Source organism: Desulfuromonas acetoxidans DSM 684 (assembly GCF_000167355.1).
Lineage (GTDB): Bacteria > Desulfobacterota > Desulfuromonadia > Desulfuromonadales > Desulfuromonadaceae > Desulfuromonas > Desulfuromonas acetoxidans.
This window is the reverse complement of record NZ_AAEW02000009.1, coordinates 129,468-154,365: the sequence shown is the minus strand read 5'-3', so window position 1 is coordinate 154,365 and position 24,898 is coordinate 129,468. Positions and strand designations below refer to the sequence as shown.

General features: G+C 53.0%; 21 protein-coding genes. 15 read left to right on the top strand and 6 right to left on the bottom strand.

The features are described 5' to 3' along the window. Positions 1 to 2: 2 nt before the first annotated feature. Complete coding sequence (locus tag DACE_RS09455; RefSeq protein WP_006000675.1) at positions 3 to 716, top strand: transglutaminase-like cysteine peptidase; 714 nt, start codon at positions 3 to 5, stop codon at positions 714 to 716. A gap of 2 nt (positions 717 to 718) precedes the next feature. Further along, on the top strand, positions 719 to 2,800 hold the full coding sequence (locus DACE_RS09450) for an HD-GYP domain-containing protein (protein WP_006000674.1): 2,082 nt from the start codon (positions 719 to 721) through the stop codon (positions 2,798 to 2,800). 197 nt (positions 2,801 to 2,997) lie between these two features. On the opposite strand, the gene cls is transcribed toward DACE_RS09450, so the two are convergent. Both cls and DACE_RS09440 read right to left on the bottom strand, forming a co-directional pair. Further along, positions 2,998 to 4,440 carry a cardiolipin synthase gene (cls, locus tag DACE_RS09445; protein WP_006000673.1) on the bottom strand — a complete coding sequence of 481 codons (1,443 nt, stop codon included), beginning with the start codon at positions 4,438 to 4,440 and terminating at the stop codon, positions 2,998 to 3,000. Positions 4,441 to 4,455: 15 nt separating this feature from the next. After that, positions 4,456 to 4,782 carry a hypothetical protein gene (locus DACE_RS09440; protein ID WP_155809079.1) on the bottom strand — a complete coding sequence of 109 codons (327 nt, stop codon included), beginning with the start codon at positions 4,780 to 4,782 and terminating at the stop codon, positions 4,456 to 4,458. A gap of 253 nt (positions 4,783 to 5,035) precedes the next feature. Between DACE_RS09440 and DACE_RS09430 the strand changes: the two genes are divergently transcribed. Further along, positions 5,036 to 6,709 carry an FAD-dependent oxidoreductase gene (locus tag DACE_RS09430; protein ID WP_006000671.1) on the top strand — a complete coding sequence of 558 codons (1,674 nt, stop codon included), beginning with the start codon at positions 5,036 to 5,038 and terminating at the stop codon, positions 6,707 to 6,709. A gap of 164 nt (positions 6,710 to 6,873) precedes the next feature. Beyond that, positions 6,874 to 7,335, top strand: coding sequence for a hypothetical protein (locus tag DACE_RS09425; RefSeq protein ID WP_006000670.1), 462 nt, complete (start codon positions 6,874 to 6,876; stop codon positions 7,333 to 7,335). 80 nt (positions 7,336 to 7,415) lie between these two features. Here the strand turns inward: DACE_RS09425 and DACE_RS09420 are convergent, their stop codons facing one another. The 3 genes from DACE_RS09420 to pdxA form a co-directional block, all read right to left on the bottom strand. Continuing rightward, a complete protein-coding gene (locus DACE_RS09420) occupies positions 7,416 to 8,309 on the bottom strand; it encodes a lipid A deacylase LpxR family protein (protein WP_006000668.1) in 894 nt (297 codons plus the stop codon). Between the two features lie 83 nt (positions 8,310 to 8,392). Beyond that, complete coding sequence (uvrA, locus tag DACE_RS09415; protein WP_006000666.1) at positions 8,393 to 11,209, bottom strand: excinuclease ABC subunit UvrA; 2,817 nt, start codon at positions 11,207 to 11,209, stop codon at positions 8,393 to 8,395. A 35-nt stretch (positions 11,210 to 11,244) separates the two neighbouring features. Continuing rightward, positions 11,245 to 12,261, bottom strand: coding sequence for a 4-hydroxythreonine-4-phosphate dehydrogenase PdxA (gene pdxA, locus DACE_RS09410; RefSeq protein WP_006000664.1), 1,017 nt, complete (start codon positions 12,259 to 12,261; stop codon positions 11,245 to 11,247). A 670-nt stretch (positions 12,262 to 12,931) separates the two neighbouring features. Between pdxA and DACE_RS17280 the strand changes: the two genes are divergently transcribed. The 9 genes from DACE_RS17280 (at position 12,932) to DACE_RS09365 (ending at position 21,241) form a co-directional block, all read left to right on the top strand. Further along, positions 12,932 to 14,611: a PAS domain S-box protein gene (locus tag DACE_RS17280; RefSeq protein ID WP_006000662.1), complete on the top strand. Its 1,680-nt coding sequence runs from the start codon at positions 12,932 to 12,934 to the stop codon at positions 14,609 to 14,611. Next, complete coding sequence (locus DACE_RS09400; RefSeq protein WP_006000660.1) at positions 14,604 to 16,073, top strand: flavocytochrome c; 1,470 nt, start codon at positions 14,604 to 14,606, stop codon at positions 16,071 to 16,073. The genes DACE_RS17280 and DACE_RS09400 overlap by 8 nt, the downstream gene beginning before the upstream one ends. A gap of 425 nt (positions 16,074 to 16,498) precedes the next feature. After that, the gene (locus tag DACE_RS09395; protein ID WP_006000659.1) at positions 16,499 to 18,028 is read left to right on the top strand and encodes a flavocytochrome c; all 1,530 of its coding nucleotides are present in this window, start codon (positions 16,499 to 16,501) and stop codon (positions 18,026 to 18,028) included. A gap of 52 nt (positions 18,029 to 18,080) precedes the next feature. Further along, positions 18,081 to 18,470, top strand: coding sequence for a cytochrome c3 family protein (locus DACE_RS09390; RefSeq protein WP_006000658.1), 390 nt, complete (start codon positions 18,081 to 18,083; stop codon positions 18,468 to 18,470). 144 nt (positions 18,471 to 18,614) lie between these two features. Then, entirely contained in the window at positions 18,615 to 18,791 is a 177-nt protein-coding gene (locus DACE_RS09385; RefSeq protein WP_006000657.1) for a twin-arginine translocase TatA/TatE family subunit, read from the top strand. 42 nt (positions 18,792 to 18,833) lie between these two features. Continuing rightward, a complete protein-coding gene (locus DACE_RS09380) occupies positions 18,834 to 19,025 on the top strand; it encodes a twin-arginine translocase TatA/TatE family subunit (protein ID WP_040366750.1) in 192 nt (63 codons plus the stop codon). Between the two features lie 2 nt (positions 19,026 to 19,027). Further along, positions 19,028 to 19,804: a twin-arginine translocase subunit TatC gene (tatC, locus tag DACE_RS09375; protein ID WP_006000655.1), complete on the top strand. Its 777-nt coding sequence runs from the start codon at positions 19,028 to 19,030 to the stop codon at positions 19,802 to 19,804. Positions 19,805 to 20,198: 394 nt separating this feature from the next. Beyond that, positions 20,199 to 20,543 (top strand): CidA/LrgA family protein, encoded by a 345-nt coding sequence (locus DACE_RS09370; RefSeq protein WP_006000654.1) that lies wholly within the window; start codon positions 20,199 to 20,201, stop codon positions 20,541 to 20,543. Beyond that, complete coding sequence (locus DACE_RS09365; RefSeq protein ID WP_006000653.1) at positions 20,540 to 21,241, top strand: LrgB family protein; 702 nt, start codon at positions 20,540 to 20,542, stop codon at positions 21,239 to 21,241. The genes DACE_RS09370 and DACE_RS09365 overlap by 4 nt, the downstream gene beginning before the upstream one ends. A gap of 363 nt (positions 21,242 to 21,604) precedes the next feature. Here the strand turns inward: DACE_RS09365 and DACE_RS09360 are convergent, their stop codons facing one another. Beyond that, a complete protein-coding gene (locus DACE_RS09360; RefSeq protein WP_006000652.1) occupies positions 21,605 to 22,879 on the bottom strand; it encodes a glycosyltransferase family A protein in 1,275 nt (424 codons plus the stop codon). Between the two features lie 143 nt (positions 22,880 to 23,022). On the opposite strand from DACE_RS09360, the gene DACE_RS09355 reads away from it, so the two are divergent. Next, entirely contained in the window at positions 23,023 to 23,337 is a 315-nt protein-coding gene (locus tag DACE_RS09355) for a MoaD/ThiS family protein (protein WP_006000650.1), read from the top strand. Between the two features lie 101 nt (positions 23,338 to 23,438). Beyond that, complete coding sequence (locus tag DACE_RS09350) at positions 23,439 to 24,641, top strand: M24 family metallopeptidase (protein ID WP_006000647.1); 1,203 nt, start codon at positions 23,439 to 23,441, stop codon at positions 24,639 to 24,641. Positions 24,642 to 24,898 lie beyond the last annotated feature (257 nt).

Below are 24,898 nucleotides of genomic sequence, written 5' to 3'. Positions count from 1 at the left end.
CCTTGCCGGGATGGAATAACATACGTGCCCTGATCCTGTTGGGACTATTGCTGTCCACGGTCGGATGTTCGCCGGTACAGGCCTCGTCTCCGAAAACAACGGCCGCGGATAGACCACCACCGACAGGCGTATTCGACTCCTATGAGTTTCGCGGCACACTGACCGCTTTGAAAAACTGGCAACGTGTTTTACCCCTTGGCGACGATGAGATGAACCGGTTCAGCTCGCCGCAACAGGACACCGGCATCCGTGCCGCCCGCGAATGGCAGCAAGTGGTCACCCAACTGACCGATGCACCACTGATGGAGCAGTTGAAAACCGTCAACCGTTTTTTCAACCGCTGGCCCTATCGTCTGGATCGCGAGGTCTGGCAAAAAAAGGACTACTGGGCGACCCCGCTGGAGTTTTTACGCCACTCCGGCGACTGTGAGGATTACGCTATCTGTAAATATTTTGCCCTGCGGCACCTCGGTGTGGCCCCTGACCGGATGCGCATCGTCATTCTTCACGACACCATCCGGACCATTACCCACGCGGTGCTGGCCGTTTACACACAAAACGACATCCTGATACTGGACAATCTTTCTGATCCGGTGTTTTCACACCACCGCTATCAGCACTATCTGCCTCAGTATTCAGTCAATGAAAACACGCGCTGGATCCATATCAAGCCACGCTCTACGGCCTTGCCAACGCGTACTGACACAGGAGAATAACCATGGTCACAACACCATTTTTAAGTCCGCCACCACAGACCCGGCTGCTGATGTCCCGACGCAGAACCCTGTTGCTGGCCATTGTCGTGATCACGGCCATTGCCATCGGCACCATCATCGGCTCCTCGTGGAGCATTCGTGATAAGGAGCGGCAGACAGAACGTTCCCTGGAGCAGCGCCTGTCCCTGCTGGCGACCAGCCATGCCCAGGTGATCGACACCTGGCTTGAGGGGCTGATTCGCCAAGGCGACCGCATTGTCAATTCAGACCTGTTCCGGCTCTACGCAACCGAAGTGGATCTGATCGAAGAGGATATCTCCGCCCTGATCACTCCCGAATGGACCCCAACCACTGACGATGAAGCTGCAGCATTGCGCGCCCAACTTCCTGAACTGCAAAATATTTTCATCGAATTCAGTCATTATGCCGGTTTTCTGTCCGGACGCCTGGTCCATCCCAATGGTCAGGCCTACCTGTCCACAGACAGCGGCATCAGCCATCTGTCCGAACAACAGAAGGCTTTGTCCCAGCAGGTTTTAAATTCGGCAACAGCGCAATTTTCCGCCCTGCAGGCCACCTCGGCCGGACTGATCATTGACATGGCCCTGCCGCTGTTTTCTCTCGACAGTGACGAGAAGCAAAGCACTGTCGTGGCCGTTCTCATTCTGACCAAAGTCGTCACGGAGAAAATCAATCAGCTGCTGTCGGCATCACCGCTGATCGAGCAGGGGGAACGGGTTCACCTGCTGCAAAGTACCAACAAGGGTCTGGCGGTCGTCACGCCATGGATGCCGGAACAGATCGCGCCACTCAATGGCCTTTCGCCGCAAATCATCGACAACACACTGCCCTTTGCGGTTCGTCCCGGCCTGCAGAGCGGCAACAAGGTTTACTCTCTGGCCATCCCGTTACAACGGTTGCCTTGGTGGATTGTCGAGGAAGTGGAATACACGGCAGCACGCGCCAGTCTGAGTCGTCATGCCCGAACAGCCTGGAGCATTTCCGCTCTGCTTATGGGTGTTTTTTCGCTGGGTTTTGGGATTTTGTGGTTTCAGCAGATTGGTCTGAAAAACCGCGAAACTGCCCGCCATTTTAAATCTCTGGCCGAACAGATTGATAAACAACGCCAACTGCTTAACAACATCAATGACAACATTGACGACTTTATCTGCCTCAAAGACATTCGCGGCCTTTATCAGTATGCCAATCCGGCCATGGTCAAGGCATTGGGACGTGAACTAACGGAGATTCTTGATCGCGACGATTGTGCCGTTTTCGGTTTTGATACCGCCAAACGCCTGGAAAAGCTTGACCAGCAGGTGGTGGCTGAAGCCAAGCCCATCAGTGTTCAGGAGACCCTTTACCTGCAATCTCAACCGGCCCATGTGCTGATCTCTAAAGCGCCTCTTTTTGAGAAATCGGATCAGCTCGGCGGGATTATCACAGTGATGAGTGACATTACTGAGCTGGTGGAAAGCCAGAAACGTCACGAACGCGCCATCCGCCGAACCGTTGAAGCTCTGGTCAGTGCCATTGAACTCAACGACACCTATCTGGCAGGTCACAGCCAACGCTTGCGCCAACTCAGCAAGGAAGTGATGAAACAGCTCGGCGGCAACAAGCAGCAGGTGGCCACGGTTGAAATGGCGGCCAACTTGTCACAGATTGGCAAAATGTTCATCGACAAAAACCTGATTGCCGCCCAACGGCCGCTGAGCGACGAGGAGCGTCATGAAGTCGAGCAGCATGTCGAGCATTCCGCCCGCATCCTGCGCCCGATACCGTTTGAGTTGCCAGTGCCGGAAACCATCTACCAGATCAATGAACATCTCGACGGCAGTGGCTACCCGAAAGGGTTACAGGGTGACGAAATTCTGTTCACCGCACGTGTTCTGAGCGTCATCAACAGCTTCTGTGCCATGGTGGAACCGCGGGCGCATCGCACCGGGAAAAGTATCGCCGAGGCTCTAAACGAGCTGGAAAACCTGCCACAGCATTATGAAGCCAGTGTTGTCACGGCATTGCGCGACGTGATCGAATCACCGGCCGGAGACAAGATTCTCCAGCGCCAGGAGGATGCGTAATGCGGTGACTAAACACCAGCAGCCGGCCCTCTGGCCCCCGACTAACAGGATGTTGAGAAAATCCCGTCCGGGGATTTCCCAACGACGCAAGCCGAAAATCCGATTTCCGTCTTGCTCACAAAATCAAGGACTTGAAAACCTGTCCTTGATTTTGATCGCCCGTCCATAGGCTCCACAGGCTGTTTTTCAACAGCCTGCTAAAGGAACGGAGTAAACAGGCGGAAAAAGTTGTCGCGCATTTTTTGCCAGACCGGACGCCCATCCATCTCGTCGAGGCTGATGGCTTGGGATTTGGCCACAGTGGTGTCGAAATGGTGACGCATCTCGGCATTGAAACTTTTATCGTACACTTCAAGGTTGAATTCAAAATTGAGGCGCTGACTGCGCGGATCCATATTGGCTGAGCCGATCAGGGCATAGTGATCGTCCATCAACAGCAATTTACTGTGGGCAAATGGAGGTGGCTGGTAATAAATCTTAACGCCGTATTCGAGCAGTTCCCAGAAGGCACCGCGACTCGCCCAGTGGACATAAGGCAGGTTATTTCTTACCGGCAGGACAATCTCGACATTGACGCCACGCAAGGCGGCGCTGTTCATGGCGGTGACCATGGAACGATCGGGAATAAAGTAGGGCGTCATGATCGAAACCCGCTTGCGCGCACAATTTAGCGCACCAACAACAATCCACACCAGCTTTTCATAGTCTTCGTTCGGTCCGGCGCTGATCCCTCGACACAAGCTGTCCGGGCCGCCAAGACAGGGTGGAGTGGGGTCGAGCTCAAACGGCCTGCCACCGGCAAACTGCCAGTCCTCCTGAAACACTTCCAGCATCTGCCGAACCACCGGGCCTTCCACTTTAAAGTGAATATCGACAACCCGCTCACGTGGTCGTACATCATGGCGTTTTTTCTGTACCAGATGCCGTTGGCTGATGTTCATGCCGCCGGCAAAGCCGACCCTGCCATCAACAATCAGCAATTTACGGTGATTGCGCAAATTAAGGTGCATTCCGCGTCGAAACAGTGACAACGGCAGAAAGCGCACCACCTGCACCGGGGTCTTGTCAAACAGAGTATGCACCCGTGGCCAGGAATAACACTCGCCGAGGCCATCCACCAGGACCCGCACGGCAACGCCCGCTTCCGCTCGTTCAATCAGCGCCTGGACAAACTCACGCCCACAAAATTGGGTGTCAAAAATATAGCTGGACAGATCGATACTGCGCTCGGCGGCACGAATCGATTTGAGCATAACCGGGTAGGCCTGCTCGCCGTTGTATAGCGGCACCACCCGGTTGCCGCCAACAAGCGGGCGCCGCGTTACAGCATCGGCCAGGTGGCGTTGCAACTGATAGTTCTGGGTATGAAACGGGGTGCGCAGCACAACACTCTTCTCGCACGGCGCTTCCTCTTCGGCAACATAGATCCCTTCGCCACGCCGCTGCCAGCGCAATGCCCGCGTGCGGATGCGATTGACCCCCATCAGCCAGTAGAGCACCACACCGACTCCGGGCAGCGCCAGACAGACAATGATCCAGGCCAGCGCCGCACGCGGATCGCGCTTGTTGAGCAAGGCGTGAACCGCAACCACGAATGACAGCAGGTTCACGATCACGATGCCCACAGAAAATCCGTTCATAACCCCTCGTTCCGCCTAACGCAGCCGGGTTGCGCAGCGTGGGCAGCTCAACATACTGGTGGACGTCACCGGATGGCCACAGGTTGGGCAGGTGAACCAGTACTGGCAATAACGGCACTGATTGTCCGACAGCCCCTGCTTTTTTTTGCATTTCGGACAGCGGCGATACATTTTGCGTCGCACGATATAATCTTCAAACAACAAGCCACAGCGCGGACAGTTATCGCGCGCTTGAGACATTTCAGCACCACATTGCGGATTGGGACAGACAAACACCCGCTTGCAGTTGCGGCACCAGTATTTCCCCTTTTGCGGTTCATGACATTCAGGACATTTCTCCATGCAACCTCCCATCTGTTACCAACCTGAGCATTTTTACCTGGAAACTCCGGCAACAGTCTTAACTATAACAAATCACATCGCAGTCATACAGTGGCCCTTTTTTACAGGTTAAAAACACAGCAATAATAGAATTAACATTCGCATAACATTCCAATAAAAAATGCTTTTTTTGCCGTTTGGCGGTAGAAAACAATGGCCATTCGGTATATGGTGACAACTTTGATGAAATGATGTTTACAAGGAGTTTCCGATTATGCATTCTCGTAAAATCCTCATCGTTGGTGGTGTTGCAGCGGGTATGAAAACCGCTTGTCGTCTACGTCGCCTTGATGCCGATGCTGAAATTACCGTCATTGATCGAACCAAAAACATCTCTTACGGCGCCTGTCCATTACCCTATTATATTGAAGGTCTCTATGACGACCTGATGGAGGTCCGCAAAACACCTGTCGGTGTCCTGCGTGACGAGACGTTTTTTGCCAATGTCAAAGGATTCACCACGCTAACCCGTAGCGAAGCAACAGCCATTGATCGCGATGCCAAAACGGTCACCATCCGCTCTCTTGACGAGGATCGTGTCCAAACCCTCAGCTATGACACCTTAGTGATGGCGACAGGGAATACACCGATAGTTCCTCCGGTTCCCGGTCACGATCTGGACGGTGTTCTTCCGCTCAAGACCATGGAACACGCCGAACAACTTGACGCACTGGCCGACACCGCCAAAAATGCCGTGGTGGTCGGTGGCGGTCTGATTGGTTTGGAAGTGGCAGAAGCCCTCACCAAACGCGGGATCAACGTCACTCTGCTGGAGATGAAGGATCAGGTGATGGCCACGGCCCTTGATTTCAGCAGCGCGGCCATTGTCCATCGGGAACTGCGTAAAAACGGCGTCAACCTGCGCCTGGCGGAACCGCTGCTGCGCATCGAAGGACAGGACCGCGTTGAAAAAGTGATCACTGAGCAGGGGGAATACCCGGCTGACATGGTGATTATGGCTATTGGCGTGCGGCCGGTTACGGAGCTGGCCAAGGATGCCGGTATCGAACTGGGAACAACCGGCGCCATTGCCGTTAACGACCAGATGCAGACCAACGATCCCGCCATCTATGCCGTTGGTGACTGTGTCGAGTCCATTGACCAATTGACCGGTAAGCCCGTCTATGTCCCACTCGGTTCCACAGCCAATAAACACGGCCGCGTTGCCGCCAACGTAATCGCCGGTCAAGCAGATCGCTTTCCCGGTATTCTCGGCAGCCTGGTGGTTAAAGTTTTTGATCTGAATGTTGCCCGCACCGGTCTCAGCGCTGAAGATGCCCGCCTTAACGGCTACGACTCCGTCAGCCTGATTGCCACCTCACCGGATATCGCCCATCTGTATCCCGGCAACAAACCGATCATTATCAAGCTGATCGCCGACCGGCAAACTCGCAAACTGCTCGGTGCCCAGATCGTCGGCCCGGGTGTGGTTGATAAACGCCTCGATGTCGTTGCCTCAGCCGTGACCATGGGCGCTACGGTCGACCAACTCGCCCAGTTTGATCTGTGTTACGCACCGCCGTTCGCCAATGCGATGGATGCTCTGATTCAGGCGGCCAATGCCATGCGTAACAAGCTCGACGGCCTGGCTGACAGCATGAGTCCTTGTGAAGCGGTTGACCTTGTCAACAGCGGTGAGCCTGTCATCCTTCTGGATGTCCGCTCTCCTGCTGAATACGAGGAGATCCGTATTCCAGGTGCCACGCTGGTGCCGCTCGGAGCGCTGCGCAAACGTCTTGACGAGCTTCCCAAGGATCAGTTGATTATTCCATTTTGCAAGCTGAGCCTGCGCGGCTTCGAAGCGCAGATTATTCTGCAACAGGCCGGTTTTACCAATGTCCGCTACATGGAAGGCGGCGTCCTTGCCTGGCCTTATGAATTCGAATAATTTTGGTTAAGATCATCCTTCCAAGCCGAGGCCTACGCCTCGGCTTTTTTATTTCCCCGCCTGATAGGCTTCGATTAAATAATCAGTAATTCCAATTGGACATATCAAATCATCTGATTTAGTTTGGACTCGCTAATCGTTCATCTCCTGCCAAGGATCTGCATATGATTAACGACGACCAACTTCTCAATGAACTGCCTACAGAAAAACAGCAGTTGATCAAAAAATTCAAGCTGGTTCCCAAACAGGTCGACAACAAGATCTACTGGGTACGCTGCTTTGCTAATCGTCCCGACCATCCTTATGCGACGCATCGCGCTTTTCGTCGCTGCCACATCCTTGAGCTGGTCTTCTCTTTCTACGATCTATGCGTTGCCAAAATGACCTATTTCCGCCAAAACCTGCACCTTTACACGCCGTGCAAGCAGGACTACCGCAGTGGAAAACTCACCCCCTGCGATCTGTGGGACATGGAGTTTTTGCGCATGAACAGCACCGGCATTGCCATCGACTTACGCAACCTCGCTGAAATCAGCGAAATTGAGGTATTCCGCACTATGTGCCGCTGGCTCGAAGACCAGCAGCGGCCACCGCTACGTATGGTCCAGTCCCACAGCGCGCATTAAGACCATTCCTGACCTGCCCATAAAAAAAGGGCGCTTCAAAAATGAAGAACCCTTTTTCAGTAATCCGGAAAAATGGGAAATTAGTACCAGTAACTCAAACGCAGCACCCCATAGCGATAGGTCAGGTCCTGGTCTTTAAACTCCTGCTCGGGAAAATAAAAATCGAGGTCAACCTGATAAGCCCCTTCGCGCCAATGGACACCGCAACTCAGAGTATTCACACCCCGTTCCGGCTCAACACTGTAATCTCTGCTGCTCACCCCTTCGAGAAACACGTTCTTATCAACGATTTTGCGCTCTCCATACAGGGTAAAATAGACTGATTTTGGCGCATTTGGTTCGGGCGTCGCCGAGAGTTCAGGGAGGTGATAGCCAAAGCGCACTCCGACTCCCGCACTGAGATCAACAAGGATATTGCCCCCCTGGCCTTCCAGCATGGTGATCAGATCCAGGCCATAACCTGCAGGTGTCCTGAGCAGAGGCTGTTGCCACAGCAGTTCAACACCGACAATCCAGCCCCAGCGCTCGGAAACCTGGCTGTCCCAGCCTTCATACTCATCAAAACCGAGAACCTGATGCGCCACATCCTGAAACTCTTCGCCCAAGGCCCGCTCTCCGGTGGTACCGAAACTGACGCTGGTGGTCATCAGAACCACTGGGCAGAGCTGATAGCGATAATCGCCGCGGGCATATAACCAGGCTGCGTAGGGGTGCTGTCCGGGAGGAGGCATCTCGCTGTTATCACGGTCCGGCGTATAGATATCCTGGCCGATCCGTACTGTAAATGGTGACGCCTGGGGAGTGAAAGCAATATCCCAACCACTGGTATAACCACGATCCTGATCAAAGAAGCTATCGTTGGCAATACCAAGACTCCACAACGACGGTGCGCTTTCTTGCGCTACCGCTGGTGACACGGCCACAATCACACTAAAACAGAATAGGACACCGAGAAGCAACAGACGAGCGGGCATGCAACCTCCTGACAACAGTTAGAATAAGATGATGAATGCACATTCTAACTGAAAAATTGGTTGCATGCACGGCTGTTTGTTATTTACACAAGATCGAGATAAGAGCGCAAATATCGGCCGGTATGGGAGTGGCTGTTAAGCGCCACCTGTTCCGGCGTGCCGCTGGCAACAATCATCCCGCCGCCACTGCCCCCTTCGGGGCCGAGATCGATAACATGGTCGGCGGTTTTGATCACATCAAGGTTGTGCTCAATGATAATCACGGTGTTGCCGGTGTCCACTAACCGGTGCAATACCTCCATCAACTTGCGCACATCGTCAAAGTGAAGACCGGTGGTCGGCTCATCGAGAATATAAATAGTGCGCCCGGTGGCCCGTTTTCCGAGCTCCTTGGCCAACTTAACCCGCTGTGCCTCGCCCCCGGACAGGGTGGTGGCGCTTTGGCCCAGCTTGATGTAGCCGAGGCCGACATCGCGGATCGTCTGCAGTTTGTTGTGAATACGCGGAATGTTTTCGAGAAACTTGCTGGCCTGATTGACCGTCATGTCGAGAATATCGGCGATGCTTTTGCCCTTGTAATGCACCTGCAGGGTCTCACGGTTGTAGCGCGCACCACCGCACACTTCGCACTGCACATAGACATCGGGTAAAAAGTGCATCTCAATTTTCAGCACACCATCGCCGTTACACGCCTCGCAGCGGCCGCCCTTGACATTGAACGAAAAACGTCCCGGCTTGTAGCCGCGAATTTTAGCTTCCGGCAATTGGGCAAACAGCTCACGAATATCGCTGAACACGCCGGTGTAGGTGGCCGGGTTGGAGCGTGGCGTACGGCCGATGGGGGACTGATCGATATCCACCACTTTATCCAGGTGCTCCAGACCACTGATCCCCTTGAGCTTACCGGACTTCTCGCGGCTGCGGTTAAGGTGCTGGGCAAGACTGCGATACAGGGTATCGATCACCAACGTTGACTTGCCAGAGCCGGACACACCGGTGACACAGGTCATAACGCCGAGAGGAAAGCGGGCATCGACTTGTTGCAGATTGTTGGCCTCGGCCCCAAGAACCTCCAGCCAACGCTCAGCCGTCCGCCGCTGTGACGGCACTGGCACCTCCAACTCGCCACTGAGATAGCGGCCGGTAAGCGACTTGGGGTCTGCGACAATCTCTTTTGGCGTGCCTTCAGAAACCACTTCGCCACCATGGACACCGGCGGCCGGTCCCATGTCGAGGACATAATCCGCTTCGAGAATCGTCTCTTCGTCGTGCTCTACCACCAGCACCGTGTTGCCCAGATCGCGTAAGTGAACCAGGGTTTCCAGCAAACGGCGATTATCGCGCTGATGCAGACCAATGGACGGTTCGTCGAGGATGTACAGCACGCCCATCAATGACGAACCAATCTGAGTGGCCAGACGGATGCGCTGTCCTTCGCCACCGGACAGGGTACCTGCGGCACGATTCAAGGTCAGATAATCGAGACCAACCTGCACCAGAAAACCAAGCCGTTCTCGGATCTCTTTGAGAATCCGTTGGCCGATCTCGGCATCCTTGCTGCTCAATTGCAGGTTGTTGAAAAAGTCCAGCGCCCCGGCCACCGACAGCTCACACAGCTCATAGATGCTTTTATCGTCAACCTTGACATGCAGCGACTCCGGGCGCAGGCGTGCGCCGTGGCAACTGGGGCAGGGCATGATGTCCATGTACTGCTCCAGCTTTTCGCGCATGGTATCGCTGTCACTATCGCGATAACGGCGCTCGAGGTTAGGGACCACCCCCTCAAACACCTTGTGATAAAAATGACGCCGTTCGCCCTGATCATAGTAAAAGCGGATCTCTTCATCGCCGGAGCCGTACATCAGAATCTTACGAATCCGTTCCGACAGATCGCGATACGGCGTGTTGGTGTCAAAACCGTAATGGTCGGCCAGCGATTCGAGCAGTTGCTGATAATAGAACCCCTTGCGCGTCACCCATGGGGCAATAGCACCCTCACGCAGGGTCAGATCGGCATGGGGCACCACCTGGTCCGGATCAAAATAATTACGTGTCCCCAGGCCGGAACAGTCCGGGCAGGCGCCGTGGGGATTGTTAAACGAAAACATGCGCGGCTCCACCTCGGCATACGAGATGCCGCAATCGATACAGGCATGTTTTTCCGAAAACTGATGACAGGCTCCATCGACATCCTGCACCATGACCAGACCATCACCAAGACGCAAAGCGGTTTCCAGCGAGTCGGCCAGACGGCTTTCAATCCCCTCCTTGACGATCAGGCGGTCAACGACCACCTCAATGGTGTGCTTCTTTTTCTTGTCCAGCTCCGGGGTCTCGGCCAGCTCATAAAGCGCGCCGTCGATGCGTACCCGGACAAAGCCATCCGCTTGCAACTGCTGTAACTCTTTACGGTATTCCCCTTTTCGCCCCTTGACCAGCGGTGCCAGAATCAGCAACTTGGTACGCTCGGGAAAACTCATCACCTGATCGACCATCTGTTGCACACTCTGGGCGGCAATCTCGCGGCCACAGTGATGGCAGAACACCTTGCCGATACGGGCAAACAGCAGGCGCAGATAATCGTAAATCTCGGTCACCGTGCCCACAGTGGAGCGGGGATTTTTTGACGTGGTTTTCTGTTCAATGGAGATGGCCGGCGACAACCCGTCGATGCTGTCGACATCGGGCTTTTCCATCTGCTCAAGAAACTGGCGGGCATAGGCCGACAGACTCTCAACATAGCGTCGCTGCCCTTCGGCGTAGATGGTGTCAAAAGCCAGGGTCGACTTGCCCGAGCCGGACACCCCGGTCACCACCACCAGTTTGTCGCGAGGGATCTCGACGTCGATATCTTTCAGATTGTGCTCACGGGCACCTTTGACAATGATTTTATCGATCATAACCGTTCTCTTTCACAACCCTGGAGGGCCGTTCTTTACGTAAGGCTATTTTCTTCGGCACGGTGATGCATAGCGACGGCGGTGCGAAGCGCCGCCACCAGACTCTCGCAACTGGCCCGGCCGGTTCCGGCCAGATCATAGGCCGTACCGTGATCCACGGAAGTGCGAATAATCGGCAGCCCCAGCGTAACATTAACGCCATCGTCAAAATGGAGCAGCTTCAACGGAATCAGCCCTTGGTCGTGGTACATGCACACCACGGCGTCATACGCGCCCTGCACGGCAAAGTGAAACAGGGTGTCGGCACTGTGCGGCCCGGACACATCCATCCCGGCCTGACGCGCCCGCTCAATGGCCGGAGCGATCAGCCGCTGTTCCTCGTCACCAAACAAGCCACCTTCACCGGCGTGGGGATTGAGAGCCAGCACAGCGATACGCGGTGCGTCGGACGTAAAATAACGGCGAAATGCCGCATCCGTCACCCGCAGGGTCGCATCAATCTCTTCGACGGTAACCGCCTGCGGCACATCGCGTAATGCCAGATGAGTGGTGACCAGACACACCTTGAGGCGCTCGCCACCGAGCATCATCACCACCTTATCGACACCGCAGCGTTCAGCCAGCAATTCGGTATGGCCGGGAAAGTTGCAACCGGCGGCACGGATCGCCTCTTTTTGAATCGGCGCAGTGACCATGGCGGCAGCCCGGCCCATGCGACACTGTTCGCAGGCCCACTCAATATAGTCGAGCATCGCCTCACCACATTCAGCCTGAATCTCACCGAACGGAACATCTGCCGGATCGAGAATCGACAACGGTTTGACACGTAAACGCCGACCTTGGTGAATCAATACCGCTTCGCCCTGTTGGCCGACTTCAAACGCCACCTCGCACTTAAGCACCCGTGCGGCGCGGTGCAAAATCGCCACATCTCCGGCAATTACCAGCGGCATGTCAAAAGCGTCTAGAGCCCCGGTAATCCAGGCTTTAATAATAATTTCCGGGCCAATGCCGGCGGGATCCCCCATGGTAACGATGACGGGTGCGTCCATGATCTCTCTTTTGGTTTGCAAGATAATTATTACCTAAATTGTTATTTATTGTATGCGGATTTAACCATCTATTCCAGTCTTTTTTCATTCCGGTGCAGAACCCCATGAGATAAAAATCACGCGGAACAGCCGAGCTTATCAGATAAACGTTCTTTTGTCGCCTTGGATGGAGTATGGCAGAGAATCATGACTAAGAATGACGCATCACGCGCTTATAATCGCCTGTCATTCATGTTGCCTGCCGGGCCAAAACCCAGCGGTCTTGACTTTGAGCTTGATCTTCAGTGGTTCATGTAACAAATCTGATTGCTCTGGCGAGTTTCATCCGTTCACATCGCTTGGTACCCACGTGACGCAGGCTTCCACGCCTGCAAAAAAGGTTTATCACAGTAAATGTGGAGCGAATTCAAATCGAAAACAACGCCAAAAATCAAATCGTCATTTCGAGAAATCACCAGATGTAACCAATCTTTTCCTCTCGACAAAAGATGTAGGTCGAGCGATGATTGAATGGTGTTTCTGACTGTGCATTGCAGTCTGAGTCAGGCTTTTTAAAATGATGCCGACGTTTAAAAAACCTGACAAACGCACTGGAACAACATAGGAATCTGACTTCATTCATCACACGATTGTAGCGCTATCAGGACAACTTAGATGACAAGGGGAAGCCATGATCAATGACCTGCTGGGACAACTGGTTGAGGGTCTTGACCATTTTCACCACCTGTGGCAAAGACAGCTGGAGCAGTTCGACTCTATCGAATCACCCTTTTCCGACGACGACTGGCGCAAAGGTTTTTTGCTTCTGGTTGCGACATTGGAAAAGCTCGATGTCAATCCGGCATGTGAGTTATCTCCCAACGACCCAGCGGTGTCTTACTTTATAAACGCCAGCAAATATCAGCGTAGTCGGGGGATATCAGTTCCCCAGAGCCTTATCGTATTTAAGGGGATGTGGACGGCGATGGAACAGTTGATTGTGCAAAGTGTCGCTGCGGAGTCAACGAAACAGCAAATCATCCTGCGCCTTCACCGTCTCACCCAAACGATTGAAACAAGACTTCTCAAGGATTGGCACCACCGTGGAAATGACGAGGCTCTGGCTGATCTTGAACAAACCAATCGTCAGCTGGCTCGCGAAACAGCCACGTACGAAAACATTTTTAAAGCGACGAGCAACCTGGTCTTGATCACAGACCAGCAAGGCATCGTCACCGACGCAAACCCGGAAGCACGTGTGTTTTATTCAGGCCACCCTCTTCTGGGAGAATTTTGTGCATCTTTGTTCGATCAAACGATCTCTGACCTTGACCAGTTTCTTACCCGATTCCCTCCACATCAACCACATGAACTGACATTACAACGCGATCAATATCATCAGGTGTTCAACCTGCAAATTCTTCCGATTGGGCACACAAGTCTGACCGACCAGGGCTTGATGCTGTTATTGAACGATATTACCTGCATGGTTGACCATCGCCAACTGTTAGAACAACGCGTTGCAGAACGCACACAGGCTCTGACGCGATCAGAAAAAATGCTTGATGCGATATTTCAGTCGGTAGGCAAAGGAATCCTGCTAATTGACAGTGATCGGGAAATCATCAAAGCCAACCAACAAGCCAGCGAGATGTATGGGATCCCCCTTGAAGTCCTCATCGGCACAGCATTCTGCACGCTGACAGACCCTGATGGTTGTCTCACTCTGATGGCACTGAGTGAAAATCTACTGGAAGGGCAACGGCGTAGCGCCGAAGTGACCAGTCTCTATGTTAATGGGACGACCTTTCCCAGTGAAATCACAATGACGCGTATGGATCTGCAAGGGCAGCGTTTCTGGCCTGTCATCATACGTGACATCACAGAACAGCGTGCCCTGGAAAATGGGCTGCGTGAAGAGAAGCTGCAATCGGAGGAGATGAATGTCACGTTACGCAACGTGTTGAAAAGCATCGAAAGTGACCGTCGTGAATTTGAACAAAATCTGACAAATCGAATCCGTACCGAACTTGTTCCAGGACTGGAAAGGATCAGAAGAAATCTTGAAGATGAGATGGTTGACCAATATTTTGACCTGCTCAAAGCGCAACTGGTCGCATTGACAACCGGGTTTGAGCATTCTTTGGATGCCGGCCTGATGAAATTGAGCAAAAGTGAGCTAAAAATCTGCCGATTTATCAAAGCCGGTTTAAGTAGTAAGGAGATCTGCGAAGCCATGAACTTGTCTTTTGAAACCATTCAGACCCATCGCAAAAATATTCGAAAAAAGCTGGACCTTCGTGGTAAAGAGATCAATCTCCACAGTTATCTGACAAGCCGAAATTGTGAACTGGGAGGTTCTGATGACTGACTCTGGCCCAGATCGGTGTAACTCCATGACATATGATGATCAGCCGTGGGATCAGGAATACGATGTTGTCGTTATCGGTTCCGGTTTTGCCGGTTTGGCGGCTGCGATCGAGGCCGCCCAGACCGGAGCACGTACCGTGGTACTCGAAAAAATGCGTATCCCAGGTGGGAACTCTGCAATCAGCGGTGGCCTGATTGCTGTAGCCGGTTCCCCTTTGCAGCACCATAAAGGGATAGAAGACAGCCCTGAACTGATGTTTAACGATATGCTCAAAGCAGGAATGGGTTTAAATCACCCTGAATTGGCCCGCTTGGTTGCGGAACAATCCGGTGACGTGCTGCGTTGGACCATTGAAAAATTAGGTGTTGAGTACCAGGACAGTTTGAACCACCTTGGCGGACATAGTGTCCCTCGAACGTACATTACCGCGACCAGCACGGGTTCGGGAATTATCCAACCATTACTCGCCGAGTGCCATAAGATGGCGATTCCGGTACAGATGAAATCACAACTCACGCGCCTGATCACCGATCAGCGCGGCCACATTCAAGGCGTTGAAATACGCGATAATTATCTGTTTCCCAACAGCGATTCAGGGAACGTACAACGACTCCGTGCTCATCGAGGGGTCGTTCTCGCCACCGGCGGTTTCAGTCGCGATATCCTTTTGCGCACAAGTCAAGACCCACGGCTGGGAGAAAATATCGATAGCACCAATCACGTCGGTGCTACCGGCGAAGGCTTGAGCAGTGCGCTACAGGTCGGTGCCATCCCCGTCCACTTGTCATGGATACAACTTGGCCCCTGGGCTTCACTTGATGAAAAAGGCTGGGGTGTCGGTTCAATGTTCACGCTGCTGGCAGGGTTTCCGTACGGAATCATGGTCGACTCCAGCAGCGGTAAACGTTTTGTCAACGAACTGTCCGACCGAAAACTTCGCACCGATGCCATGTTGATGAAAAACATTACACCTGTCGCAATCGTTGACAGCGAAGGGGTCAAAAATGCCAGCACCCTCGATAAATGCCTGAAGCGCGGAGTCGTTAAAAAATTCAACTCCCTTGAGGAGTTAGCGGCATTTTATACGATTCCACTACCACAGCTGCATCAGACTCTGGAACGTTATAACTTATCTTTATCCCATGGCCGTGACATCGAATTTGGAAAGCCGTTGGTGAAGGACCTTAAGCCGATTGCAAAACCTCCTTTTTACGCAATCCGACTTTTGCCGAAAGTGCATCATTGTATGGGCGGGATTCAGATCAACAGCCATGCCCAAGTGCTTTCAATCCACGACCACCAGCCTATTCCCGGCCTTTTTGCGGCGGGTGAAGTGACCGGTGGCATTCACGGCGCCAGTCGGCTCGGCAGCAATGCGATTGTCGATTGTCTGGTGTTCGGTCGTATTGCAGGAAAAAACGCCGGGGCTGCACGCAGTGACGCTGCCATGAAACCGTGTTGAGTCACCACTACGGGACAGGAATGATCACGCGCAGCCCACCCGATTGAAGGGGAGGGCTGTGCAGCCCCGCCATACAACCAAACCTCCTTTTACCCCATTCCACAAACCTGCACCAGGATCACGCTCATCTGATCATTTTACGCAAGAAAACGAACATTTCCCCTCTATCGGGTAGTCATTTATACCCGACAAAACCCCGATAACTGACCTACCGACACACCACATTGCCTGCTAACTTTTACGCCAAAGCACACCAGCCAAAAATCAGCACATAACAAAAATCTGGTCAGCGGTACGTGGTGCACTTGTAACCTGAATCAATGTTGATACGTTTTAATACGGCATTTATTTCACCATACGGAAAATCAACCGGTTCATTCCGTCCCGATTAGCGGGGAGGTCAAACCACATTACGGAGGTCAAACATGAAGGACTCAAAAGGACATCAGGCGGATCGCCGCAAATTCCTGATTGGCATGGGGGTCGCTGGCGCGGCTGTGACCCTGGCCGGTCCCGCTCTTGCCACCACGTCCTGCAAAAGTGATGTACGCTGGGATCAAGAGCATGAGGTTGTGATTATCGGTTCAGGTTTTGCCGGACTCGCAGCGGCCATTCAGGCAAAACGTCTTGGAGCCAAAGACGTGGTAATCTATGACAAAATGCCTGTTTTGGGTGGCAACTCCGCCTTTAACGGTGGTTTGTTTGCGGTTCCAAACTCACCTTTGCAAAAAAAAGAGGGGGTAACCGATTCTCCCGAAATCATGACCAAAGACCAGCTCAAGGCCGGTCGCGGTGTTGCCGATAAAGAGTTGCTGAAACATGTCGCCACACGCGCCAAAGAAGCCTTGCAGATGACGTTGGACGCTGGTTCGGAGTATTTCCCTTATCTGCAACAACTCGGTGGACACTCTGTCCCTCGTACCTACCAGACGACCGTTGCTTGTGGCGCCGGAATCACCCAGCCATTAATTAAAGAATGTCGCCGCCTTGGCGTCCGACTGGTGACTCGAGCCAAGTTCGACAGCCTGATCTTTGACGACAAAGGCAAGGTTGCCGGCGCAAAAATATTTGAAGGATATTATTTCGGTCGCGGTAAAGAGGGATCAGCAATCAACGTTCGCTCACAGCGCGGGGTTTTGATCGCCACAGGTGGTTTTGCACGCAACGTCGGGCTGCGCAGTGCCCAGGATCCGACATTGACGGAGGAAGTTGGTTCCACCAACCTGCCCCACGCCACGGGTGAGGCGCTTCTGGAGTTGTTTGATGTCGGCGCTGTTCCAGTTCACATGGCCTACATCCAGACCGGACCATGGGCTTCTCCTGATGAAGATGGTTTCGGCTATGTCTCCAACTACTCCATCTACAACTTTGCTCATTCTATTTCCGTTTACCCGAAAACCGGACGTCGGTTCATGAATGAAATTGCCGACCGGAAAACCCGTGCCGATGCTGAGCTTACCTGCCGGGATGATGATGGAAAACCGCTTCCACCAGTCACCATCACCAGCTATGAACACGCTAAAGAACACCCAACAATGAAAAAAGTGCTCAAATATGGCGTCGGCTGGAAGTTCGATACTCTGGAAGAATTGGCCGCTCATTTCAACATTCCTCTTGCGCCATTGAAAAAGCAAATTGATGAATACAATGGTTATGTCAAGGCAGGTGTCGACAAGCAGTTTGGCAAGCCGATGAAAAAAGCCAAAGGGAAATACCTTAAAGCACCCTTTGTCACCGTACGTAACTGGCCAAAAGTTCACTATTGCCAGGGTGGCGCTAAAATCGATCTTAAAGCGCGAGTCATCGATTCCACAACATGGAAACCCATTCCCGGTCTGTATGCAGCGGGTGAGGTTGCTGGGGGCATGCATGGCGTCAGCCGCTTAGGCAGCTGTTCCATTCCGGACTGCATGGTTATGGGAATGACTGCGGCTGAAACCATGATGAAGGGTTAGGCAGAACGCCACCCCGTTTAACGTTTGACTTCCCGTCAAAAAAGGAGACGTTATGAAAGTTACAATTCAAGGGTTTATGTTGGTGCTGCTGTTGATGTTGTTGGCAAATACCAGCATGGCCGCAGATAGCCTTACTCAGTTCGATGGTATTAAAGGTCGTAGTTATCACGCCGAATTCTATGAGGAAAAGGCGTGTGATTCTTGCCACTTAAACAAAAGCCCTCTGAGCTTACCTGAGGATGACGCCTGTCTGGCCTGCCATGACCTTGAAGAACTGGTCAAGACAACGGCCCGCCCCGAAGACGAAAAATGGCAAAATCCGCACAATAATATGCACTACGGAAAAGATGTTCCCTGCATGGAATGTCACGGTGAGCATAGTTCGAGAAAACCGATGTGCGCTGGTTGTCATTCGTTTAACTACCCCAACTTTCAAAAGTAGACAATCCGTTAAACGGCCTGCCCTTTCCGGGCAGGCCGTTGATTGCCTGAATGACAGTTTCACTCTTACCTGAATCAGTGCGTGGATCATAACGTGTAAAAATGTGCGTCACCCCTGAGTCAGGCCTAAAAAAAGGACACTCTTATGTTTGGATTAGGAATGCAAGAACTGTTGATCATTCTCGCTATTGTCATTGTTTTATTCGGCGCGAAAAAGCTTCCTCAGCTTGGCAGTTCATTGGCCAAAGGGATTACCAACTTCAAAGGAGGGCTCAAGGAAGAAAACGCCAATGACCAGCAGATCGACCAGACAGAAGCATGAAGCTTCGCGAGTTGTTTGCCCTAAAAGCACAGGAGATTGAGTATGTTTGGAATCGGCCTGCCTGAATTAATGATGATTTTAATCCTTGCCCTGGTGGTTATGGGACCAAAAAAAATGCCCGCGATTGCCAAAGCATTGGGGCGTGGACTCAACGAGTTTCGCCATGCAACTCAAGAAATAAAAAATTCTATTGAAATCGACATGTCAGACCATGATCAAGACAAGCGTTCATAACCATGGCGAATGAACAGGTTCATGCAAAGAAAACTGGTTTTGCCGATTATCTCAGTCACTTCGACGAGCTGCGCCAGCGGCTGATTGTTTCAGCCCTGGCTTGGCTGGTGTGTTTCGCGGTGTGCTATAGTCAGGCAGGGCAACTGTTTGCATTCCTGTCCACGCCGCTGCACAATGCCCTACCCACGGGCAGTCAGCTGGTATTTATCCACGCAACAGAACCGTTCTTTACCTATTTGAAGGTTAGTGCTCTGGCAGGGGCACTTCTGGCATTGCCGATATTTTTATGGCAGGCATGGTCCTTTATCTCTCCAGCACTCTACCATGGAGAAAAACGTCTTGCATTGCCCTTCGTCCTGGCAAGTTGTCTCTGTTTTGGAAGCGGTTGTTATTTCGGCTTTACGCTTATTTTTCCACAAGTTTTCATCTTTCTGATCTCGTTCGGCACAAACCTTGGTGATATTAATGCCATGCTTTCTATGGCCGGATATCTTACTCTTTGCTGTCGCTTACTTTTCGCATTTGGAGTGGTCTTTGAACTGCCGATCTTCATGATTTTTCTGTCATGCCTCGGCGTCATCGATCACCATACGTTACGTCGTTATCGGAAATATGCCCTTCTTTGTGGCTTTGTTGTTGGTGCCTTACTCACCCCACCGGATATCTTTTCCCAGACAGCCATTGCATTGCCTTTTGTCGTACTTTATGAAGTTGGTATCTGGGGGGCCTGGATATTTGGGGCAAAAGAGCAAAGCGAAACGTCATCACAACTTTCGTAGCAAAGCATGGTTTGAGTACGGCAGAGTGTCTCCATCACCACGAGGGATCTCTGCCGTTTATGTGATCTCCCCACCCGACAAGTACCCTTCGCGGCGGTAACGTTGAGGTATCCCCCCCCACAATGAGAGCCACGGGACGCGCCCCGGCAACAACCATCCTTTTTATGCCGACAAAAGGATGCAAAACCGACCTGTAACCGTTTCTCAGTCCAGCAACTCATGCAAACCATCAGCATTGGCCAGAACTAACGTTTAATTGTTAAATAAGTTAAGCTGGTTATTTGTTGAGTACCATGACATCGCTGACACTCAACACCTAAGATTTAACCTCCACAAGCCCATAATTATCGCTATACTAAAACACCTTCAAACTTACCCACCACAGGAGTCCCTGATGATACGCGGCTTTGCCATCTTACTCGGTTTTCAATACCTCGGCGAGGTGACCGCCACCGTACTGGACCTGCCCCTGCCAGGCAGCGTCATCGGCATGGTGTTGTTACTGTTCGCCCTGCGCCTGGAGATCATCCAGCTCGAATGGGTACGCGTTGCGGCCCAACTGCTGCTCGACAACCTGTCGATGCTGTTTATTCCCGCCGGCGTCGGCGTCATGGTCTACGCGGAACTGATCCAACAGCAATGGCTGCCCCTGACTCTGGCCACCACAATCAGTACACTGGTGGTGCTGGCCGTTACTGGCCTGACCGATCAACTACTGCACCGGCGGAGGAAAGCATGAGCGACAGCCTACTGCATACGCCTCTGTTCGGCATTGCCCTGACCCTGATCATCTTTCAGTTTGCCAGTCTGTTTTATCGCCGTTTTCAGCATCCCTTGTTCAATCCGGTGATCCTGACCATCATCGCCATCATTGTTCTTCTCTCTGTGACCGGCACTCCATATGACGACTATGCCCTGGGCGGTGACATGATCCTGTTTCTGCTCGGTCCGGCCGTGGTGGCTCTGGGCGTACCACTCTATGAGCGCCGCAGTGAGATCACCCATCGGCTGATCCCGATTGCCGGGGGTATTATTGCCGGAGCCACGGCGTCAATTGTCAGCGCCTCGGGGATCATCCTGCTGATGGGTGGCAGTCGTCAGTTGGCCCTGACCATGGCACCCAAATCGGTGACCACGCCGATTGCCATCGGCATTGCTGACAAAATCGGCGCGATCACCCCGCTGACAGCGGCCGTTGTTGTACTGACCGGCTGCTTTGGCGCTCTGATCGGCCCGAGCCTTTGCCGCCTGCTGCGCATCACCGATCCGGCCTCCATGGGGTTGGCCATGGGCACCGCCGCGCATGGAATCGGCACCGGACGGATGTTGGAGATTGATGTGCTGGGTGGGGCGATTGCCGGATTGGCGATTGGGCTGAATGGGATTGCAACGGCGTTGTTGATTCCTTTGTTGCAGGGGGTGTTGCCACCGGGATAGCTTTTCGCTCTTGCCATATATTGATACAGCCTGCTGCTGAACGGGAGAGCTGGGAGGCTAAATAACAAACTACTGCAGGGTGGGCATTGTCCACCCGTTAGATCGGCGCCACACCAGAACTAAAGAAAGACGAAAGATCGTTATCAAGGTTTTACGCCAAAGGTGATGAGTTGCATGATTCGCCGACCTAAAGGGCGGCGAGCCGAATCTGTGGAGCATGACGGAAACAGACTCTGTGTCGGTTGATCCAGGTTCAGGAGGTGTTCAAGCTGGTTTTTGCATACTTTTGAGCGGCCAGTCAAAAGTATGTCGGCCGCCGGGACGAGACCCGGCGAACTTGACCTTGACTTTGACCTTAAAAACCTAATCCAACAAAAAAGCCGCATCCCCTTCCGCCAACCACGACAAATCCTGCCGTCGCAACTGAATCAAAGCCTCCTCCAGATCACAACAGGCGTCCCATCCCCACAACTCAAAAAGCCGCGGCACCTGTTCAACCGCCGGCGCAACCGGATATGTCTCGCCAAGAGCATGAATACAGCGCAAGCTCTTTAACCCGTCAAACCATTCGTGAAACGCCCGCAGTCGGCGCTCTATGGTTCCATGGGTGCGACACAACTGCCTCCAACGCTCGGCAAAACCTTCCTTGAGCAGAAAATTATGCAACACAGTGTCAATGGCGGCGGCCCGTTCCAATAACTGCTGGGAAGTCTCCTGAGGGTGTTCAGTGGCCGTTCGCAACCAATCACGCAGCACTGCATAGGTGGCGGGATGGTAAAGCTGCTGTAGCGTATCCTCTTCACTGGCGGCAATTACCTGTCCAGTACCAAAGGGCGTACGTTGCGAAATGCGAGACGACGGCCACACTACCGTGCCCTCGAGGTAATCAACAGCTGAGATCTTGGCCACCTGTTGAAGAAAATAGAAATCCTCCCCGGCCTGACGGCAGTTCATGCCACCGGCTTTGACATAAGCTTCAGCCGTACTGACCATGGTACTGCCGATCGCATGATAAGCATAGGGCGAGCCCGCCCATTGCAACCCTTGACGGTGACAGCGCAGATAGAGCTCGTAGCAGATCATGGCCGCACGAAACGGTTGGGTGGTCGGCAAAGGATGACAATACGGCAGCACGCCACCCCCCTCATGGCGGGTAAAATAGTCTTCAATGACCGTCAGATAAGTATCTTCCACCCGGCAGTCGGCATCCAGATGCACCAGAAGACCCTTATCAGCCAGATAAGGCAGTACCAAGTCACAACCAAGTTTGCGTGCCATGCCGACGCCTCCGCGTTTGATCGACAAGCGACAGCCGCCACCCGACGCATCCACCCAGCTTACCGGCGCAGGTGCAAAACGCCCACGACGTAACTGTTCAAGATCCTTCAGATTGCTATCCACCTGTTGTGCATCACTGTCTTCGCGGGCATTGATCACAACAACAACCAGCCAGTCGTCCGGCCAGCCACCGCTCTGACTCAACAGAGTATTGAGGGTTGCCCATAACACTTCCCCTTCTGCCAGAGCGGGAATCACCACCGCACCACGATACTTATCTCCCTGCACCCCTTCCAGTGTCCATGGCCCACTCAAGGCGTGGCGTTGCAGATAGCGTTGTTGCGTTTTAGAGAAAGTCATTCCTTAATCCTTAGCTCACGGGCTGCAATGTTATGGGGTTGTACCATATTCCTCTCTGAGGTGACCATCCTTGCACAAGTTTCTCTTTTGTCTCCAGCGTATACGTACTACTCTGACCGTAAACGCTTCAAGATGGAGAACACATGACCAAAAAATCCAACACCACTGTTCGTCTGTTCGGCAACCTGCACACCTTACGTCGTGAGCGCGGCCTGCCTCCCGTCGCCGAGGTCTGGCTGCCGGAAGAGGGGATGACAGCCATGGATCTTGCCAAAGAACTTGATTTGCCGCTTAACCGCATTGAGGGCGTCTTCTGCAACCATCTCGCCTACGGTCTCGACCACCGACTTCATCCCGGTGACAAAGTGGCGTTTATTCCCACCGGAGTACCGGGACCTCATCGTTTCATGCTCGGTATCCATGCCGCTGGCAAGGGGCATCTCAACTCCTCCGACTGAGGCATTGCCCCACACTCGTCGCCCCTGTATACTCCATACGTTCTTTTTGCTGTTTCAATCTGTTTGTCTGCAAACGTCTCTTGATACCATGGAGTGTTGTGATGTCTGATCGCGTTCCCGCCAGTGAACTGTCCAACCGTCTTCAACGATTTCGCCACCTGATGGACCAGCACCAGTCCGACTGGGAGCTGGCCGCTATTTTCGGTAAAATCAACCACTATTACTTTACCGGCACCATGCAGGACGGTGTGCTGTTGATTCCCCGTGATGGTGACGCCACCTACTGGGTGCGACGCAGTTTTCAGCGTGCCACGGAAGAGTCCGAGTTTACCGACATCCGCCCCATGAGTAGCTTCCGCGATGCGGCATCAACATTCCCCACCATGCCGAAAACAGTGCATGTGGAGATGGAGCTGCTGCCGCTGGCCGGTTTTGAACGCTTTAAGAAACATTTCCCTGTCGAGCAGGTCCACCCCATCGACGGCATGATCGCCCGGGTCCGCGCGGTGAAAAGTCCTTTTGAACTCGACCTGATGCGTGAAGCCGGCCACATTCACCAACGCATCCTTGAGCAGCGTGTTCCTGAACTGCTCAAGCTCGGCATCTCTGAAGCCGAGTTTGCCAGCCAACTCTATCCGGTGATGATCGATGAAGGCCACCATGGCATCGCTCGATTCAGCATGTTTGAAACGGAGATCCTCTTGGGGCAGATCGGCTTCGGCGAAAGCTCCATCTACCCGACATCTTTCGACGGCCCTGGCGGTAACTATGGAATGAATCCAGCAGTTCCCCTCCTCGGCAGCCGTGATCGTCGCCTTAAACGGGGCGACCTGGTGTTTGTGGATATCGGCTGCGGCGTCAACGGCTACCATACCGATAAAACCATGACCTACCTGTTCGGCACCAGTGCCACGGATGAAATGCGCAGCAGTCATGACCGCTGTGTGGAGGTTCAGAATGAAGTCGCCCGTCGCATGGTGCCCGGAGCAATTCCTTCACAGATTTATACAGAAGTTATCGCCACTCTTGACGCCGATTTCCTTCACAATTTCATGGGCTTCGGTGACCGCCAAGCGCGGTTTCTCGCTCACGGTATTGGTCTGTACATCGATGAATATCCTGTCATTGCCAAGGGCTTTGATGAGCCATTGGAAGAGGGAATGGTCATGGCCATCGAACCTAAACGGGGCATTGAACATGTCGGTATGGTCGGCATTGAAAATACCTTTATTGTTACGCCGTCCGGTGGCGAATGTATCACCGGGGATCATCCCGGACTGATGGAAGTTGCCTGTTGCGAATAACTCTGCCCGTTGAGGCCGGATTAAACTCTGGTGCTCTGTCTTTGCAAGTGAGGCGCAAAACAACACACCTTAGAAGGGTGGGCACTGCCCACCCGTTTAACAAGTGCCACGGAAGAAATAGGGCGCTGCATCAAGCCGTTATCACCGTTTTACGCCAGAGATAATGAGTTGCACGATTCGTCGACCTAAAGGGCGGCGAGCCGAACCTGTGAAGCATTACGGAAACAGATACATTGTCGGTTGATCCAGGTTCAGGA